Here is a 17,055-nt window from a genome sequence, read left to right on the forward strand (position 1 = left end):
ACATATTTCTAGTTCAACTCCATTGAGCGGCGATTGTATTTGTTCCGGTATTCTATAGGAGAGAGTCCGGTGATTTTTTTAAAGGTATTTCGAAATGCTTTTATATCTGTATAACCCACAGTAAACATTACTTCATTCACGTTCATCCCGGAAGATTCCAGGCTCTTTTTGGCTGCTTCGATCCTTACTCGTTGAATGTATTCAAGAATAGAATTCGATGTAGCCTTTTTAAATCTTCGTTCAAAATTACGGCGACTGATTGCCACCATATCCGCTAATTGATCAACCGACAGTTTTTCTTGAAGATTACTTTCTATAAATTCTTGCACTTTGCCTATTTGCTGGTCATCGTGTTCTTTCTGCCCGCTAAAGATCATGAAAGGCGACTGGCTGTTACGGTCGATATCGATCATGAATGTTTTTGCAGCAAGAATTGCTGTATCTCTACCGGCGTACTTCTCTACAAGATAAATGATCAGGTTCTGAAAGGAAAGTGCTCCCCCACTGGTATAAATTCCTCCCTCGTCTGTAATGATCTTGTCGGGAAGCAGGTCAATCTCGGGAAAGAGAGCTTTGAATTGAGAAGCAGCGCTCCAATGGGTAGTGCATTTTCTGCCATTTAGCAATCCCGTTGAGGCCAGAAGAAATGAGCCAATACAGAAGCTGGCTACTTCTGCTCCACTTTTGTACTGCTTAAGGATCCATTCTCCCAGCTTTGCATTAAGTTCAAGCCCCTTATCAATGCTTTCTTGTATGGCCGGGATGATTACAAGGTCGGTGTGTTTCAAGTCCTGGATCAGAATGTCAGGATAAACGCGATACAGGCCTTTCTTTACTTTCGGCTCTTTTTGTAATCCAACCAACTGAACTTCAAATAGCTCGTGGCGCCCCAACCGGCTTAAAAGGTCGTTAAGTGAAGAAAATATTTGATGAGTAGCCTCAATATGAGTAATGCTGCAATCGCCCTCAGGAATAAGGATACTGATGTGTTTTAAACGGCCCATAACAAAAGCAATTAATATTGCCTAAGATAGGGATCATTGTTAAAATTACAGAACGCTTTGATCTGATCTTCTGGGCCATTAATGAAAGCGATTTCATATTTAATAAAACAAATTGGATGCAGTACCCTTGTTATTTTACACTAATGATTGATCTTATGCATTTACCTGAAGAAAACCAGCAAGTAAATTCCGGAAATACTGAGAAACATCCGGGCAATGATATAGAGACTGTTACCTCCGAAAATGAAAATATGCATCCTGTGCCTGAGCCAGGTGATGACGGAGAGAAAGAGAAGAAACAGGGCTAACCTAAGCACCGGGTAAACCAGAAAGGCCACTTTTTAAGTGACCTTTCTGGTTGTATCATTAAATCCTCTCGGCGTTAAAACCCACACCTTTCAGAGCTTCCACAATTTCTTCTGGTTTCGAATCGCCTTCTATAACTAAAGTTTTCTCCGGATCCTGAAGATCAACCTTCCACTTGTCAACTCCTGCTTTTTCATTTAATACTGGTGTTACTGTACTGATACAGCCCATGCATTTAATATTGGTTTTAAATTTTAGTGTTTCCATTTTTTGTTCTTGTTCAAATTTGATTAATAGTTTTTATCTAAAAAGCTTCTAGCCTCGCTGCCTTCGGCATTTATTTAGTCAATTGCTTGCCCTTTAGTCGTCAACATCAACTCCTAACCGACGGTTCTTTGAAAGAGGTTGAGACGCTAGCCGCATAGCTTTAAAGCTTTGTTGCTCGTAGTCGCAAGCTGTTGGTTACTACAGATACTGAACTTAGCGCCATTGCTGCCCCTGCTATCATCGGGTCGAGAAGGAAGCCATTATATGCATAAAGAGCTCCAGCTGCTACTGGTATCCCAATCACGTTATATATGAATGCCCAGAACAGGTTTTGGCGGATAGTTGCCACTGTTTTCCGGGACAACTTTAATGCCTTAGGTATCGATTGAAGGTCGGAAGTTATTAAAGTCATCTTTGCAACATCCATAGCAATGTCAGAGCCTTTGCCCATAGCAATACTAACGTCGGCCTGTGCCAGGGCATGAGAATCATTTATACCATCTCCAACCATTGCTACTACCTTTCCTTTTTGTTGAAGCCGCTTAACAAAGTCGGCTTTTTCGGAAGGAAGCACTTCTGCTTGGAACTTACTTATTCCCACTTGCTTTGCTATTGCGGTTGCTGTTTGAGCGTTATCTCCCGTTAGCATCACCACTTCGATATTCATACCTTGTAATGCTTGTATCGCCGCTTTGGAGGTAGCTTTAATTTTATCTGCAATGGCAATTACAGCAAGAACCTTTGTGCTACTGGCAAAAAAGATCACCGTGTTGGCCTGCTGCTGCAGGTCGTTGGCATGAGCATTTAAAACTGCGTCTATTGAAATGTTGTTTTCTTCGATCAGCTTCCTGTTGCCTGCAAAATAAGTATCAGTTCCGGCTAGCCCTTTAACACCCCGTGCTGTGATACTCTCAAAAGAATCAAGCGTAAGGCTGGTAACACCTTCTTCTTTCAGACTTTTAACTACGGCTTCAGCCAGTGGGTGTTCAGATTGTACTTCCAGGCTATACAGTATACTTGTTAATAAGCTGAGATCTGCCGCTTCTTCAGTCCAATGGATAGCATTTACCTGTGGCTTACCTTCGGTTATTGTCCCGGTCTTATCCAGGATAACTGCATCTACCTTATGTGCAAGCTCAAGGCTTTCTGCATCTTTGATCAGGATATTGTTCTCTGCTCCTTTACCTACACCTACCATGATTGCGGTAGGAGTTGCCAGTCCCAAAGCACAGGGACAAGCAATAACAAGCACAGTAACGGAGGTCAAAAGTGCATGGGTAAAAGCATTTTCTCCTCCCAGAAGCATCCAGGTAATAAAGGTAAGGATGGAGATGATGATAACCGTGGGTACAAAAATCCCGGCAACCTTGTCCACCAGTTTCTGTACAGGCGCCTTACTACCTTGCGCTTCCTGCACCATTTTTATGATATGTGCCAATAAGGTCTCGCTTCCCACTTTTTCCGCTTTAAACTGCAGACTTCCTTTCTGATTTACTGTTCCTGCAAATACTTTATCGTCTTTCTGTTTAGAAACCGGTACTGGTTCTCCGGTGATCATACTTTCATCTATGTATGAGGTTCCGGACACTACGATTCCATCTACGGGAACTTTTTCGCCTGGGCGAAGGATAATGATGTTGCCTTCCACTACCGACGCGGTGGGGATTTCCTCTTCCTGACCGTTCACTAAGATCCGCACTGTTTTTGGTTGCAGGCCCATCAGTTTTTTAATTGCTGATGAGGTGTTTGATTTTGCCCTTTCTTCTAATAGTTTTCCCAGGCTGATGAAGACAATGATCACTGATGCTGCTTCAAAGTATACGTGAGCGTGCAACCCTCTGCTATGCCAGAACTCAGGATTAATAGTATTGAAAGTACTGAACAAAAAGGCAATCCCCGTGCTAAGGGCAACAAGTGTATCCATGTTTGCTTTTCCATGTTTTGCCTGCTTCCAGGCATTGATGAAAAAGTTCCTGCCGAACCAGAAAAGAACCGGAATTGTAAGGACCATGGAGATCCAGGGACCATAAGCGAAATCCATGAAGAACATTCCCAGGATCACTACAGGAACAGAAAGAGCTCCCGCCCATATCGTCCTGTTCTTCGTTTCCTCGTAGTTCTTTAACTGGATCTCCTCCTGCTTAGCAGATGGATCTTCCTCATCAATGATCATATCATATCCTACAGAACGCAGTGATTTTTGAAGCTCTGCCGGGTTAGTTTCTTTTTCATCAAATTCAGCCCAGGCGGTTTGAGTTGCGAAATTTACTCCCGCGTCAGTCACGCCTTTTGCTGATTTAAGCATAGATTCTACGCTCACTGCACATCCCGCGCAAGTCATCCCGGTTACCGGGAAGCTTTTACGTGTGCCTTTATGTATCAAAGTCTGACTTGTCATAACCTTAAAATTTATACTACAAAAGTACTTCCAATCAGCGTTCTGGGTTTTACACTATTTTACGGATAGTGTATAAGATTTTAGTCCCGGAGAGATCAGAGTAGTTATAATAAAGGATGTAACTGTCTTTTTATAATCTAAATGTCATTCTAATTTTTATTCCCTTAGAAGCTTTCTAAATAAAAATATAAAAGATAAATTTGTCTTTAATTAATAACAACAAAATGGAAACAGCAGATATCCTAAATGTAACGGTAATAGAACCACGTTTAAAACATCCAACAATCTTCGATAAGTTCGATTCTATGAATCCTGGTCAGGGATTCATTATTCACAATGACCATGATCCTAAACCATTATACTACCAGTTACTGGCAGAGCGTGGACAAGTGTTCAATTGGGAATATTTAGCCAACGGTCCCGAAGTATGGCAGGTAAGGATCACCAAAAAAAATGAAGGGGATGAGGAAGTGACGGTTGGCGAGCTGGTAGCTAAAGATTTTCGTAAGGCGCAGGTTTTTAAAAAGTTAGGAATTGACTTTTGCTGCGGTGGAAAAAAGACCTTGTCTGAAGTTTGCGATAAGAAGGGAATTGATATTCACAAGGTAGAGGCAGAGCTTGCTGCAATTGATAATCAGGGCCAGGCATCAGGTCAGAATTTCCAAAGCTGGGAGCTTGACTTCCTGAGTGATTATATCATCAATAATCACCACAATTATGTTCGTGAAAGTATTCCGTTCTTAAGCGAGATCTCACAAAAAGTAGCCCGTGTGCATGGCGACCGCCATCCTGAGTTAGTGAAGGTGGCCGAGGTGTTTGCCGGAATTGCACATGACCTGAGCATGCATTTGATGAAAGAAGAGAATATTCTTTTCCCTTATATAAAAGAGATGGTGCTTGCCAAGAAAACCGGCCAACCTCTACCGGTTTCTCATTTTGGCCAGGTGGCAAATCCGATAAACGTGATGGAGATGGAACACGAAGGGGCAGGAGAGGATCTTACTGAAATTCGTACGCTTACTAATGACTATCAACTGCCAGAAGATGCCTGCACATCTTACAGGATCCTGTTCCAGAAATTGGAAGAATTTGAGAATGATCTGTTTCAGCACGTTCACCTGGAAAATAATATACTATTTCCAAAGTCACTCGAATTGGAAAAAAGCTTAAAAAATTAGTGTGGTTGCCGGGCAGATCCTCCCATGTCTGTCCCGGCTAAATAAAAAACGTTATGAAGAGGAATGTAAACTTGCAGGAGCTATCGCGTGATCATCATCACGGCTTGCTTTTAAGTTGGAAGATCAGGGAAGGCATCAAGAGAGACGCAGAATTAAGAGTGATTAGGGAGTACGCAGAGTATTTCTTTGCGGAAGCTTTATTGCCTCATTTCAGGGAAGAGGAAGAATTGATCCTGGGTTATTTAAGCGATAGGGATAAGTTGAAGATCCAGACCATCAGGGAGCATCAGGAGATTGAGCAGTTGGTCGCAAGGCTAAGCGAACCGCATAGTATTCAGACAACCCTGTTGGAAATTGCAAGGGTGCTCGAAAATCATATTCGTTTTGAGGAAAGAACCCTTTTTCCTTATATCGAGCAATACCTGAATGAATCAGAGCTTGCTGAGATTGGCGAAACGATCAAGGAGGACCATTCAATATTCAAAGACACTTATCCCTTTCAATTCTGGAAGTATGACAATTAATGGGAAAACAACAATTAAGGCCTTGCTGGAGGTTAACCAGGACGAGGTGATCCAGGCGCTGGAAAAGCTTAACAGAAATTTCAGGCGTTTGAGAAATCCTGCCTTGAGGAAATTACTCGCAAAAAGAGTGTCTATATCCGACGCATGCCGCATTGCCAATTGTAAAGAAGAAGAATTTTTAAAGAGCATGAAAGAGATTGGATTTGAGGTGAATAACGGTATTGTGGAAATGGAAGTGGAGCCTTCTGATGCTTTTGTAATACCTGATAAGAGTCTTGTTGTAGAATTAGATGTCCGCCCTGTAATATCAGCTAATCAGGATCCGCTTAAAATAATTTTACAGCAGATCGAAAGGCTTAATGAAAACCAGTGCCTTAAACTTATTAACAGTTTTGAGCCGCTTCCCTTGATCTCACTCCTGGGAAAAAAAGGTTATGAGAGTTATACCGAGCGGGTTACTGAAAATGTAGTGATCACCTATTTTAAGAAGTCGGCCCGCAAACCGAAAGAGGATAAAAAGCCTGATGAAACATGCTTGCTCGATGCCTTTATCTCATTTGATAATATGCTTGCCCGGTACCGTGGAAAATTGAAGGAGATCGATGTAAGACATTTAGAAATGCCGGGACCGATGGTCACTATCCTTGAGCAACTGGAAACGCTGAAGTATGACGAGGCCCTATTCGTTCATCATAAAAAAGTGCCTGTCTATCTTATACCACATTTAAGTGATAAGGGCTTTGAATATCTGATCCAGGAAGAGAATAGCGGCAAGATCTCCCTTTTAATTTATAAGCGATGAAAGTTATTAAAAAGCAGTCGGAAAGCCTTTATAAGATTGTGGTAAGCCATTACCTGTTTTCTGCACTATGCTTTGTTATGCTTTCTTTGATGCTTTTTACTTCCGTTGCAGAATTATCAGGGCATTATTTTAATCCCAAAATCTTGGCTATTACGCATATGGCAGCCTTAGGCTGGGGTACTACTATTGTTTTTGGAGCATCATATCAGCTTATTCCGGTAGTGTTTGAAAAAGACTTGTATAGTTACAAACTTCCCTGGATAAGCTTCATAACATTTATCGCAGGATTGATCCTGTTGGTTTGTTCTTTCTGGACCTTTGATCCTGGCATCTGTATGCAGCTGGGAAGCTTGCTTTTACTTTTTTCGATCATTCTATTTGCATTGGTGGTAATTCTTACCGCCAGGGCAAATAAAAAAGAAGCAAGTATACAGCAGGAGTTTATGGTTACCTCGACACTCTGGCTTTTAGGCACTGCGCTTTTAGGTGTGCTATTGGTCTTTAATTTTAGGTTTGCTTTCCTGCCAAAAGATCATCTTCATTTTTTAAAACTGCATGCTCATATGGGTATTGCTGGTTGGTTTTTGTTGTTAATTATAGGGGTAAGCTCTAAGCTTATCCCTATGTTTTTAGTCTCAAGGAAAACGAATGATAAGCTTTTGAGCTGGTGTTACTATTTGCTAAATGGAGCACTTATCCTTTTTCTGGTGGATACCTATATCTACGGTATTAATACAAAGACCTTCCTGATCGTGTTGGTTCTTGTTGCGGGTATCCTGTTGTACTTAAAATATGTTTTTGATTGTTTCAGGTCGCGCATCAAACAGCATATTGAGCTACCCATCACAAATACCATCATATCACTAGGTTTGATGGTAGCCGGAGTATTTGTATTGCCCTTGATCATCTATTACCAGTTGAAACAGGATCCGCAATCAGTACATTATACTACGCTTTACGGGTCTTTACTTTTCATGGGGTGGATCAGTTCGCTTATACTGGGACAGGCTTTCAAAACACTTCCCTTCATCGTTTGGGCAAGCAAATATGAACATCTGGCTGGTAAGAGCAAAACTCCTCTGCCTGCCGATCTTTACAGTAAGCCACTTTTACAAGTACAAACAGTTTTATTTGTGGCTTTTTGTCTGGCTTTTTATCTGGGTTATAGTTTAAAACTAGAAATTCTCATGTCGGCTGGGATCGGGTGTTTGATCCTGACTGCTTTTGTTTACCTGGTAAACCTGCTGAAAGTACTGTGGCATAAGACCAGGGTAAACTCCGTTGTTGAATAAAAATTGAATTTTAAGAGGGGATATGGAAATAGATATAAAAGACAAAACTTCATTTTTTAAGGCACAGATACAGGAATCACTAAGGACTGTGCTTGATCCGGAATTAGATGTGAACATTATCGACCTGGGTTTAGTTTATGGTATAGACGTAAATGAAGCAACAAAAACCATTACGGTCACCATGACGCTCTCTTCGCAATTTTGCCCAATGGGAGATGCGATCTTGCATTCGGTGGAAAATTGCCTCGAGCACTTTCATCCCAGCTACATACCAAAGGTAGAGCTGACCTGGGAACCGAGATGGAGCTATGAAAACTTAACCGAAGAAGGTGTAAAGCAGCTTGGAAGACGATGACAGCTATACAAGGAAAGAATTATACATTGTGGGGCTTCGGGGGTTTTATAGTTCTTTCGTTGTTTGGAGTTCTGCTTCGCTTGATGTCTGTGAGTCCGATTCCTGGCCTCAATTATTCCTTTATCCTCCATGCGCATTCTCACTTTGCCTTTGCAGGCTGGATATTCTTATCGGTAGCCGTACTGATCATTAAGGTAATATCACCCGGCAACATGTCCGCTCATTACAAAAAGATCCTTGCTTTAACAATAATAACTGCTTTTGGGATGCTGATAAGCTTTTCCTTTCAGGGCTACAAAGCAATATCTATAGCATTTTCTACACTTTTTATTATTGTAAACTACTGGTTTGCTTACAAGGTATGGCATGATAAGTATTTGGAGACCTCAGGCAAACCTGTATTTCGCCTACTTCTGAAGGGTGCTCTGATCTTTCTCTGTCTTTCATCCCTCGGTCCCTTTACTTTAGGCCCCTTAATGGCAATGGGTCAAAAAGGAACTCCACTTTACAACGATGCCATTTATTTTTATCTCCATTTCCAGATGAATGGCTGGATGACACTAAGCGCGCTGGCGATTTTCTTCAATAGCTATTTAAAAAAGGGAGAGGGCTCTAACGAGTTATTGCTCTGGTTAAAGATCTTTATCTGGTCAGTTTTACCTTTGTTTTTTCTGTTCACACTTTGGAGCGGTCCCTCTATTGTACTTAGAATAATTGCGCTAGCCGGAGCCGTCACGAACTTTATTAGCTGGCTGATGATCTTGCGGTACCTGAATAAGCGGCCAGGAAAATTACCTTATCTGGTGAACATCGCCCTGCTTGCTTTATCCCTTAAAATATTCTTTCAGGTATTGGTTGGATTTCCGGATATTGGAAACTGGGTTTTTTCGAACAGGAATTTGATTATAGGATATATTCATCTTCTGGCTTTAGGAGGCCTTATGCCGATCATTCTGAATGCATTAATTGATTCTGGTCTTTTACCTGACACTGTTGGCGTTCAAAAAACTAATATTCTGTTTGTTTTAGCAGTTGTTGTATATCTCGTACTGTTATTTATGCAACCTTTATTAGCTTTGTTTGGAATTTTGATCCCCAACTTTCAGGTTGTGTTGCTGGTGATGGCTATCAGCTTTTTACTTCTGGGAATAGTATGGTTCGTGCTGTGCTATAGATCAGGCAATGTTGACAGAAGGATTTCTGGCCATAAGAAATAATGGGTCTGTTTTAAAAAATATGATACTTTCCAAATCTTGCGAATACGCTATCAGGGCAGCAGTTTACGTAGCCTATAAAACTCATAAAGGAGAAAAAGCGGGTATTGCTGAAATATCAGAGGCTATCGGTTCTCCTATGCATTTTACGGGAAAGATCCTGCAGGAGATGTCGAGACAAAAGGTGATCTCTTCTATAAAGGGTCCTAATGGAGGTTTTTTTATCACCGATCCTACGTCTGTTTACCTGGTTGATATCATTCGTGCCATTGATGGGAACGAGCTGTTCAGTGCCTGTGTAATGGGACTGAAAGCATGTTCTGATGGTAAGCCTTGCCCTATGCATGAACAGATTAAACCGATAAGGACACAACTTTTGATCGAATTTAGTAAGAAGTCGGTTTATGAGCTGGTACAGGAATATGAAGAGAATAAGTATTTTTTGAAATAGGGGGAAATAAAAAGGGCCTGAAACCAGTTCAGACCTTTCAGTTATATCCAAGCTAGATACTTTTATTTATTCTCAAGTGCTTTAAGCCTTCCTTCCAGCTCTTCAATTTTCTTTTGCTGCTTGTCGAACGCTGACTGTTGTTCCTTAATTGCATTGATCAGAACAGGAACAAGTTCAGTGTAATTTACAGAGAGCTTTTCCTTTGCTTCATCACCGCTTACTATTTCCGGAATTACGGTCCTTGCCTCCTGGGCAATTAGTCCGAGTTGTTTTTCTTTGCCACGACTGGGGTCAATCCAGTTATAGGAAACAGGTTTTAAGGCCAGGACGTCTTTCAACCCGTAGTTAAGATCATTAATGTTGGTTTTAAGTCGGCGGTCTGATGGGGTGTTAAAGGCATTCGCCAGAACCTTAGAGTTAACGGACAATAAGTAGTTTACATCTGTTGGGGTGTTGATAGTTCCGTTGGCGGTTGTGTTATAGCCAATTCCAACTATTCCAGACGCTGTTATTACCATTCTTTCTGTACCATCAGCACTGTTATTGGCGTTGTAGCTATTACCACCATTTGTGAAAAATATCACGCCTTTACTTGGTGCACCGTTCCCTATGAAAAACCATTCCGGTGTTGAAGAATACAGGTATGCAGTGTAGGGCTGATTGAGAATGTTGGACTTAGTTGTAATATAACCCGAACTGTTTATTCCCATATCAACATAGTGGTCCGGATTACTGGAAGAGGCTACTACATCTGAGCTGGCTTTATTACCCGGCGACATGTTTTGCACTCCTATTTGCAAATAATCGTCAATGCTTCCAATTGCATTAATAACGTTATTATAACTACTTCCTCCGTCAACTAATAGTTTTTCCGGATATTTTACGTTAAAATTTGAACTCCCAATCCCCACCTGGCCATTGCTTTTAATTCGCATTCTTTCGAAATTATTTGTCTTAATTGGCAGGTCCGTATCGCTAATAGTTCCGAGGAAATTTGTGCTTCCGGTAAGAGTATTCCCAGACAAAGACCATGCATTAGTACTTGGCGTTGCCACAGGATCATCTGCTGAAGCAACTCTTGCCCATGCTGTGCCAGTCCAATAATAGTAACCCGGCGTAACTGTTCCAGCTGTAGCTTTATTATAAACGATCAGCGATTCTTTTGGGGAAGGAATTGTAACATTGTCTGTTTTGCCTGTTAGAAACACCCTTGGTATCAATAAGCCTTTGTTTGTGTAATCAATATCAAGTCCTGCTGAGGCATCCGGGGGCGTCCCAGTAGCATTTATCCCCACATTTTGTGCCTTTGCTTTTGCCGCAACCAGAAATAGAATTAATGTAGTTAGTTGGTAGATTTTCCTCGCTCCCATATCGTTCTCCTATTAGGCGATTTTACGAAGCTCTGTACCTATTGTTACAATAAATTTAGAAGGGAGGTTAGTAACCTGTCACAAGTCTTTTGTTTTAAAGATCCTGGTAGCCAGAAATATAGGTAACACCGTCCAGCTTAGTTGAAAAATCAGGCTGAAAGCGATTCCTGCTCCACTCCCAAAGAAATCCCTGTATAAAGCTCCTGTATATCCCATCAACGCCGAGATGTCGAGTTGCAGAAGGATGAGGATCCGTGCCAGATCTATGGGGTTTAATGCAGTAAGGGCAATCATAGCTTTTTCAAGGGGATAGTCAGAGAACGAGTAAAGAAACATTAATACCATTGCATCGAATATGATCGAGCAATAGAACCAGATGATCAGCGACATTCCTATTCCTTTAGCTTTGTCCCTCGTTTTGGTAGAGGCAAGGAAGGCTAATGATACAAAGCTCAGGCTTAGCAGGCAACCCGAAAGCATAAGCATAAGTCCCGTAACCGAGAACGCGAATAGTGCCACAGGAATGCAAATTCCGATAATGTAGGATCCCAGGATAGAAGCAGCGATGCCGATGAACTTGCCCCATAAAATTTCATGGCGACTTATCGGTTGGGAAACTAAAAGCTCAGTGAATTCTGTGGCGTTGAAATAATAGGTGGTTGCATAAACGATACTCACAAGAGGCACGATGATCATTACAATAGTGGTTATACTGATCAATCCCTTGGTCACGTCTGCATCAGACATGAATATACTACTACTTATGGCAGCTAAAAGTAATGTATAAGTTATCAGCACTTTGCTGCGGATAATATCAAGTATGATATATTTTGCAATTTTAAACATAAGCTAAGCGGCTAATATTTTTGTTAAAGCCTTACCAAGTCTGTTCTCGCCCGTTTCTGATTTTAGTACCTCCATAGATTTATAAAATCTTATCTTTCCATCCAGCAGGTACATCACCGTGTCTGCTAATTCGTCGGCTTCAGTAAGTATATGTGAGGTGATAAGGATTAGTTTGCCCTGGTTCTTTTCCGCCAAAATCTTCTCTTTAAGTACTTCCGCTGCGATCGGATCTAATCCGGCCGTAGGTTCATCCAGGATCAATACATCGGGGTTAAATAGGAAGGCCAGGGCGGCACTTACTTTTTGTCGGGTTCCTCCTGATAGCGTACTCATCGTTTTATGGTACATAGACTTTAAATTGTAGCTTTCTATCAGGTCGGTGTCGAGCTTGGATGTCACCTTTCTTAGGTCCTGCATCATATCGAACAGTTGCCCGATCTTCATATTGTCCGGATAGCGGCCTATTTGCGGCATATAGCCTAGGTGTTTTTTATACTCAAAAGTTCCGGTAACAACCTTATCCCTGAAAAGGATATCCCCTTTGTCTGGTATCACCATTCCCAGAATTGATTTAATCAGGGTTGTTTTGCCCGCGGCATTTGGGCCGAGAACGGAGACCACTTTCCCTTTTTCAAAAACGCAGTTGATCCCTTTTAGTACCTCCAGCTTTCCGAAGGACTTCCTTAAGTCACGTAATTCTATCAAATCTTCCATGGTCGCATTTTTGGATTGTTGTCTTTAACAGATTCCGGCGTAAGTGAAGGAATTGCACGTTCTACCTTATCAAGTAGATTCACCATAAAACTTCTCATAAGCATCACACTTTGCGGGATCTGTTCTATTAATTGGGCATAAAGGCTGATCGGATGGTAGGGGATATCGCCTACACCATTTTTATCAAGATCATAGCCTTCGTATTTGTCCCAGTAATTGTTGTCGAAATGGTTTAAGTTCAAACTGCCGTTTGTTGTAACGTCAAAGGAGTTAGCCTTGAAGTTATTCTCTTTAAATTCACCATTCACGCAATTAGCCAGCACTCTCATCGCCCATCCATTGTTAATGAACTGGTTATTGCCGGCTTTAATTCCTTCGCAACCTTCCATGTAAATTCCGGTGGTATTCCTGATAAACCGGTTATATCTTATTTCACAGTTGGAGATGTCTTTTAGAAGTAAGCCATAAATAGAGCTGCCCCAGTTTTCCAGGAACAGATTATTAAACATCCTGATGCGTTTTGAATACATTACAGCTACTCCCGAACCATTTTTTTTGAAAGTGTTGTGTTTGTAAAGGTTATCATCTGAAAACATGAAGTGAAGGCCGTACCGGATATTCTTTTCACTCTTATTATTGCTGATAGAGCTCTTTTTTACGAATTCAAAATAAATCCCGTCACGGTGTTTAGTCGAGTAATTATTGTTGATCCGTATATTCTGGCATTGCCACATATGAATTCCATTGCCTGAATTCTGCACGCTATTGGTGCCCTGAGTGCTGTTATTGTAAATGGTGACGTGCTTACTGTCGGATACATAGATCCCAAAGAAATTATTGATTAGCCTGTTGTTACTGACGGTTACAAATTCCGTTTTATGGATCCTGATACCTGCGTAATCCCTTAGAGAACCTACTTTCGAGTTCCTTATAATAAAGCCGTCAAACTTAACACCTCTCGCAAGTATTGTAACCACTTCTTCCCTGAAGCCTGCATCAAGTTCAGGATAGTCTTTTCCAAGGATAGTAAGGGATTTATTAATTACGGTATTAAACGAGGAATAAATTCCTTTACGAACGATAATAGTATCTCCATCTTTAGCCAAAGCTATAGCCTCTTTCAAATTGTTGACTCTGCCGTTTTTAATCACGTTGATCGTGTTTGCCGAACTAAGGGCAGAAACAAGAAGAAAGAGAAGATGGAGAAAAGGGACTTTCATTTTTAGCGGCTTCTTAAGAGCTCTGTCCAGCTCATGATCTTTGCGTCGGCATTTTGTTTGTTGTTCTCAGCTAGTTGCTTTGTTGGAAAAGACGCGATATTTCCTCCCATTGGCGATTTAAAGGCTTTGTCTTTTAGAAAAGTTACTGAAGATGCTTCAATAAGCTGGCCGGGAGCTGCAGTATTTATTGTTAAATAGATGGTCTCAGGATCATCAAGTTCTGCATTTCCGATATGGACAAAATCGACCATGCATTCAGCGGAATCGAATTTGAATACCTTTCCTTTTGCCGTAACTATTTCGGCTCCATATCTCTGATCCATAATGGTCATCTTGCAATGTTCACAGGCATCGCTTCCGAAACGGATCTCTTCTGGTTTCTTGCCGCAGGCAAAAAGAAGGAGAAGGAATGTTAGTTTCCAGATTTTCATTTTAGTCTTTTTGTTAACTGGTGTTCATAAATTATTACCACGACAACAATCGCCCCGGCAATTCCTACTATTATTCCTCCGATGGCAGGAAATGAACCTGCTAGGAAATTAAGCAGCTGCTTATAGCCTATTAGGGGAGGCTGATAGCTCATCCCTTCAACTTTGATTGCAGCCCTTGGATCAAGGTTGTGACCGTAGTTGTATTCCCAGAAGTAGAAATCAACGAAACCGGCAATTGCAAATACAATAAGAAGGGCCATCCAGATATGAAGTAGTCTTTTACTGTTTCTTATAGCTGCTATAAGTCCGGTTAGTATCAGTATCCCGAAAATATATGGGAGTATCTTGAATTCAATGAATTCAGAAACAACGATATGCTGCATCCCGATGTAGTGATTAAGGCCATTGATCTGTTCAACATTGCCAGTTATTCCATTCAGCCATATTTTCATTTCGAGACCCTCCGGGTATTGGGGAGCTTCAAGAACTATTTGCCATAAAGGAAGAAAGTAGGCGCTTAGCATCATTATGGTACTTAAGCCTATCAGCATCCGGGATCTTTCCTGCATAATCGTATTATTAATTCTCGCAAAAACGGGGTTTGAAGCACAATTTCTTAGGTTAGCCTCATGTAATCGATCTTCAGCTCCGTCCCGTTTCTGCAAGAATGTCTTTAATGTTATTCCTATTTTTTTGCGAGAGGATTATCTCCGAGCTTATAAGAGATCGGGATATTAGAACCTTGATCCGAAACTCTTATGTATCCTGACATTTCCTGGTGTAGTGCCGAGCAGAAGTCGGTACAATAGAATGGGAAAATACCAGAGCGGTCGGGATTCCATTTAAGGGTCGCTGTTTCTCCCGGCATGACCAATAACTCTGCATTATTAGATCCTTTAACGGCAAAACCGTGGGGTACATCCCAGTCCTGTTCCAAATTGGTCACGTGGAAGTACACTTCATCTCCCATTTTTATGCCCTCAATATTGTCTGGTGCCAGGTGTGAGCGAATTGCTGTCATATAAATATCTACGCGATTCCCTTTACGCACCACCCGTGCATCCTTCTCTGCTTTGGTAGCAAACGCATGATTATTCTCTTCCAGCTTGAAGAACTTAACAGAGTTCTTCTGGACCTTCTCCGCAGGGATGGTTTGAGCGTAATGAGGTTCACCAATCGTTGGGAAATCCAGCAATAACTTCATTTTATTCCCTGTTATGTCGATCAGCTGAGCAGATTGGGTTAACTCAGGGCCTGTTGGCAAATACCGGTCTTTAGTGATCTTATTTAAAGCGATCACATATTTACCATAAGGTTTACGAGAGTCGCCACCCGGAACCGAAAGGTGTCCGATCGAATAATAAGTAGGAATACGGTCAATGATTTCGCGGGTGTCAATTTTCCACTTTACAATCTCAGAGGAAACGAACATAGAAGTATAGGCATAACCCTTTCCGTCGAACTCGGTGTGTAATGGTCCCAGTCCTGGTTTTTCTACTTCACCTTCCAAAACAGCATCATATTTCAATACCGGAATTCCATCAAAATCTCCATCGTATTGTTTGCCATCGATCGCTTTAAGCATCTTTTTGAAAGAGAAGACCGGGATCACCGCTGCCAGTTTTCCACTCGCTACAAATAGTTCCCCGTTCGGTTCTACGTCAACTCCGTGCGGAGATTTAGGACATGGAATAAAATAGATCAGGCCAGGATGTTTCTGCACGTCCAGCATAGTAACCTCATTCATCATTGTGGAAGTTGCTGAGTGCGTTTTTTCATTCCAAACGTTATGCGCGTATTTTGCCGGAACTTTAGATCCTTTGCCCTGGGCAATAAGCTCCTCCGCTTTTTTCCAATTTACAGCCATAATGAAATCTTTGTCGCGCTGACTTGCATTTACTTCAAGCAAGGTATTTGCCTGCTCTGTATTGTAGCAGGTGAAGAAGATCCAGTCGTGAGAAGGACCTTTCCCAGCCCGGGCAAGGTCATAATTGAAACCGGGAACAATCAGCTGGAAGGCGATGTTCATTTTACCGCTGGTTTTATCTACTTTGATAAAGGTTGCGGCGCCCTTGAATTGCTTTTTGTAATCGGCAATGGAAACATTTTTAGCAGCATCCAGAGGGATACTGAAACGGGTGTTCCCCACTACGTATTCGGTATTTTCTGTACAGAAAGGAGAGGCATGGTTTCCTCCTACGTTCGGGAGTTCAAGGATCTCGTCTGTTTTGAATGTAGCGAGGTTAAGTCTTGCAATACGCGGTGTGTTATTGGCATTAATAAATAGCCAGCGGCCATCATCTTCTCCATTTGTTTTTGATAACTCCGGGTGATGGGTATCGTCCCAGGGAACAAAACCATGTGAAGTATTCAGCATTGGTTTTGTTTCTTCTGAATAGCCATAACCATTTTCAGCGTTTTGGGAGAATACAGGAATTACTTTCAGCATTCTGCCGGACGGGATTCCGTAAGTTGCTACCTGTCCGCTAAAACCACCGGAGGCAAACATGTATAGCTCATCATATTTTCCGGGAGCCACATAAACCTTTTTAGCTGCGTCTTCATCTGCTGCCTGACTAACCTTTCCGGGCTTGCAGGCTGTGAAAGTGAGTGCTGTTAACGCCGTAAATAACAAGGCGGGTTGATAATTGAATTTCATTTTACTATCGTTTAAATGTTTCCT

Annotated in this window: 18 protein-coding genes; 8 read left to right on the forward strand and 10 right to left on the reverse strand. The window is 41.6% G+C overall.

Annotated features, from left to right (window positions below):
- Positions 1 to 8: 8 nt before the first annotated feature.
- Positions 9 to 1,004, reverse strand: coding sequence for a GlxA family transcriptional regulator (locus J4N25_RS16905; protein ID WP_207422969.1), 996 nt, complete (start codon positions 1,002 to 1,004; stop codon positions 9 to 11).
- 17 nt (positions 1,005 to 1,021) lie between these two features.
- On the opposite strand from J4N25_RS16905, the gene J4N25_RS16910 reads away from it, so the two are divergent.
- A complete protein-coding gene (locus tag J4N25_RS16910) occupies positions 1,022 to 1,312 on the forward strand; it encodes a hypothetical protein (RefSeq protein ID WP_207422970.1) in 291 nt (96 codons plus the stop codon).
- A gap of 58 nt (positions 1,313 to 1,370) precedes the next feature.
- Here J4N25_RS16910 and J4N25_RS16915 read toward each other — a convergent pair whose 3' ends face one another.
- Both J4N25_RS16915 and J4N25_RS16920 read right to left on the reverse strand, forming a co-directional pair.
- Entirely contained in the window at positions 1,371 to 1,577 is a 207-nt protein-coding gene (locus tag J4N25_RS16915; protein WP_207422971.1) for a heavy-metal-associated domain-containing protein, read from the reverse strand.
- Positions 1,578 to 1,737: 160 nt separating this feature from the next.
- Positions 1,738 to 3,975, reverse strand: coding sequence for a heavy metal translocating P-type ATPase (locus tag J4N25_RS16920; protein ID WP_207422972.1), 2,238 nt, complete (start codon positions 3,973 to 3,975; stop codon positions 1,738 to 1,740).
- Positions 3,976 to 4,199: 224 nt separating this feature from the next.
- Between J4N25_RS16920 and ric the strand changes: the two genes are divergently transcribed.
- Genes ric through J4N25_RS16955 form a run of 7 tightly spaced genes read left to right on the forward strand, consistent with a single transcriptional unit; the run spans position 4,200 to position 9,791 of the window.
- Positions 4,200 to 5,153 carry an iron-sulfur cluster repair di-iron protein gene (gene ric / locus J4N25_RS16925; RefSeq protein WP_207422973.1) on the forward strand — a complete coding sequence of 318 codons (954 nt, stop codon included), beginning with the start codon at positions 4,200 to 4,202 and terminating at the stop codon, positions 5,151 to 5,153.
- A 53-nt stretch (positions 5,154 to 5,206) separates the two neighbouring features.
- Positions 5,207 to 5,677, forward strand: coding sequence for a hemerythrin domain-containing protein (locus tag J4N25_RS16930; RefSeq protein ID WP_207422974.1), 471 nt, complete (start codon positions 5,207 to 5,209; stop codon positions 5,675 to 5,677).
- On the forward strand, positions 5,667 to 6,479 hold the full coding sequence (locus J4N25_RS16935) for a DUF2249 domain-containing protein (RefSeq protein ID WP_207422975.1): 813 nt from the start codon (positions 5,667 to 5,669) through the stop codon (positions 6,477 to 6,479). Before J4N25_RS16930 ends, J4N25_RS16935 begins: the two co-directional genes overlap by 11 nt.
- Positions 6,476 to 7,771: a hypothetical protein gene (locus tag J4N25_RS16940; RefSeq protein WP_207422976.1), complete on the forward strand. Its 1,296-nt coding sequence runs from the start codon at positions 6,476 to 6,478 to the stop codon at positions 7,769 to 7,771. The genes J4N25_RS16935 and J4N25_RS16940 overlap by 4 nt, the downstream gene beginning before the upstream one ends.
- Before the next feature lie 22 nt (positions 7,772 to 7,793).
- Positions 7,794 to 8,126 carry a metal-sulfur cluster assembly factor gene (locus J4N25_RS16945; protein ID WP_207422977.1) on the forward strand — a complete coding sequence of 111 codons (333 nt, stop codon included), beginning with the start codon at positions 7,794 to 7,796 and terminating at the stop codon, positions 8,124 to 8,126.
- On the forward strand, positions 8,123 to 9,343 hold the full coding sequence (locus tag J4N25_RS16950; protein ID WP_207422978.1) for a hypothetical protein: 1,221 nt from the start codon (positions 8,123 to 8,125) through the stop codon (positions 9,341 to 9,343). The genes J4N25_RS16945 and J4N25_RS16950 overlap by 4 nt, the downstream gene beginning before the upstream one ends.
- Positions 9,344 to 9,362: 19 nt before the next feature.
- Complete coding sequence (locus tag J4N25_RS16955) at positions 9,363 to 9,791, forward strand: RrF2 family transcriptional regulator (protein WP_207422979.1); 429 nt, start codon at positions 9,363 to 9,365, stop codon at positions 9,789 to 9,791.
- A gap of 62 nt (positions 9,792 to 9,853) precedes the next feature.
- Here the strand turns inward: J4N25_RS16955 and J4N25_RS16960 are convergent, their stop codons facing one another.
- From J4N25_RS16960 to nosZ, 7 genes are all read right to left on the reverse strand, one after another.
- On the reverse strand, positions 9,854 to 11,161 hold the full coding sequence (locus J4N25_RS16960) for a tail fiber domain-containing protein (protein ID WP_207422980.1): 1,308 nt from the start codon (positions 11,159 to 11,161) through the stop codon (positions 9,854 to 9,856).
- A gap of 78 nt (positions 11,162 to 11,239) precedes the next feature.
- Positions 11,240 to 12,007 carry an ABC transporter permease gene (locus tag J4N25_RS16965; protein WP_207422981.1) on the reverse strand — a complete coding sequence of 256 codons (768 nt, stop codon included), beginning with the start codon at positions 12,005 to 12,007 and terminating at the stop codon, positions 11,240 to 11,242.
- A 3-nt stretch (positions 12,008 to 12,010) separates the two neighbouring features.
- Entirely contained in the window at positions 12,011 to 12,721 is a 711-nt protein-coding gene (locus tag J4N25_RS16970; RefSeq protein WP_207422982.1) for an ABC transporter ATP-binding protein, read from the reverse strand.
- On the reverse strand, positions 12,709 to 13,941 hold the full coding sequence (gene nosD, locus J4N25_RS16975) for a nitrous oxide reductase family maturation protein NosD (protein ID WP_207422983.1): 1,233 nt from the start codon (positions 13,939 to 13,941) through the stop codon (positions 12,709 to 12,711). The genes J4N25_RS16970 and nosD overlap by 13 nt, the downstream gene beginning before the upstream one ends.
- A 2-nt stretch (positions 13,942 to 13,943) precedes the next feature.
- Positions 13,944 to 14,372 (reverse strand): nitrous oxide reductase accessory protein NosL, encoded by a 429-nt coding sequence (locus J4N25_RS16980; protein ID WP_207422984.1) that lies wholly within the window; start codon positions 14,370 to 14,372, stop codon positions 13,944 to 13,946.
- The gene (locus tag J4N25_RS16985; protein ID WP_207422985.1) at positions 14,369 to 14,941 is read right to left on the reverse strand and encodes a hypothetical protein; all 573 of its coding nucleotides are present in this window, start codon (positions 14,939 to 14,941) and stop codon (positions 14,369 to 14,371) included. The genes J4N25_RS16980 and J4N25_RS16985 overlap by 4 nt, the downstream gene beginning before the upstream one ends.
- Positions 14,942 to 15,057: 116 nt before the next feature.
- Positions 15,058 to 17,031: a Sec-dependent nitrous-oxide reductase gene (gene nosZ / locus J4N25_RS16990; protein ID WP_207422986.1), complete on the reverse strand. Its 1,974-nt coding sequence runs from the start codon at positions 17,029 to 17,031 to the stop codon at positions 15,058 to 15,060.
- Between the last annotated feature and the right edge of the window lie 24 nt (positions 17,032 to 17,055).

The organism is Desertivirga brevis, assembly GCF_017355835.1.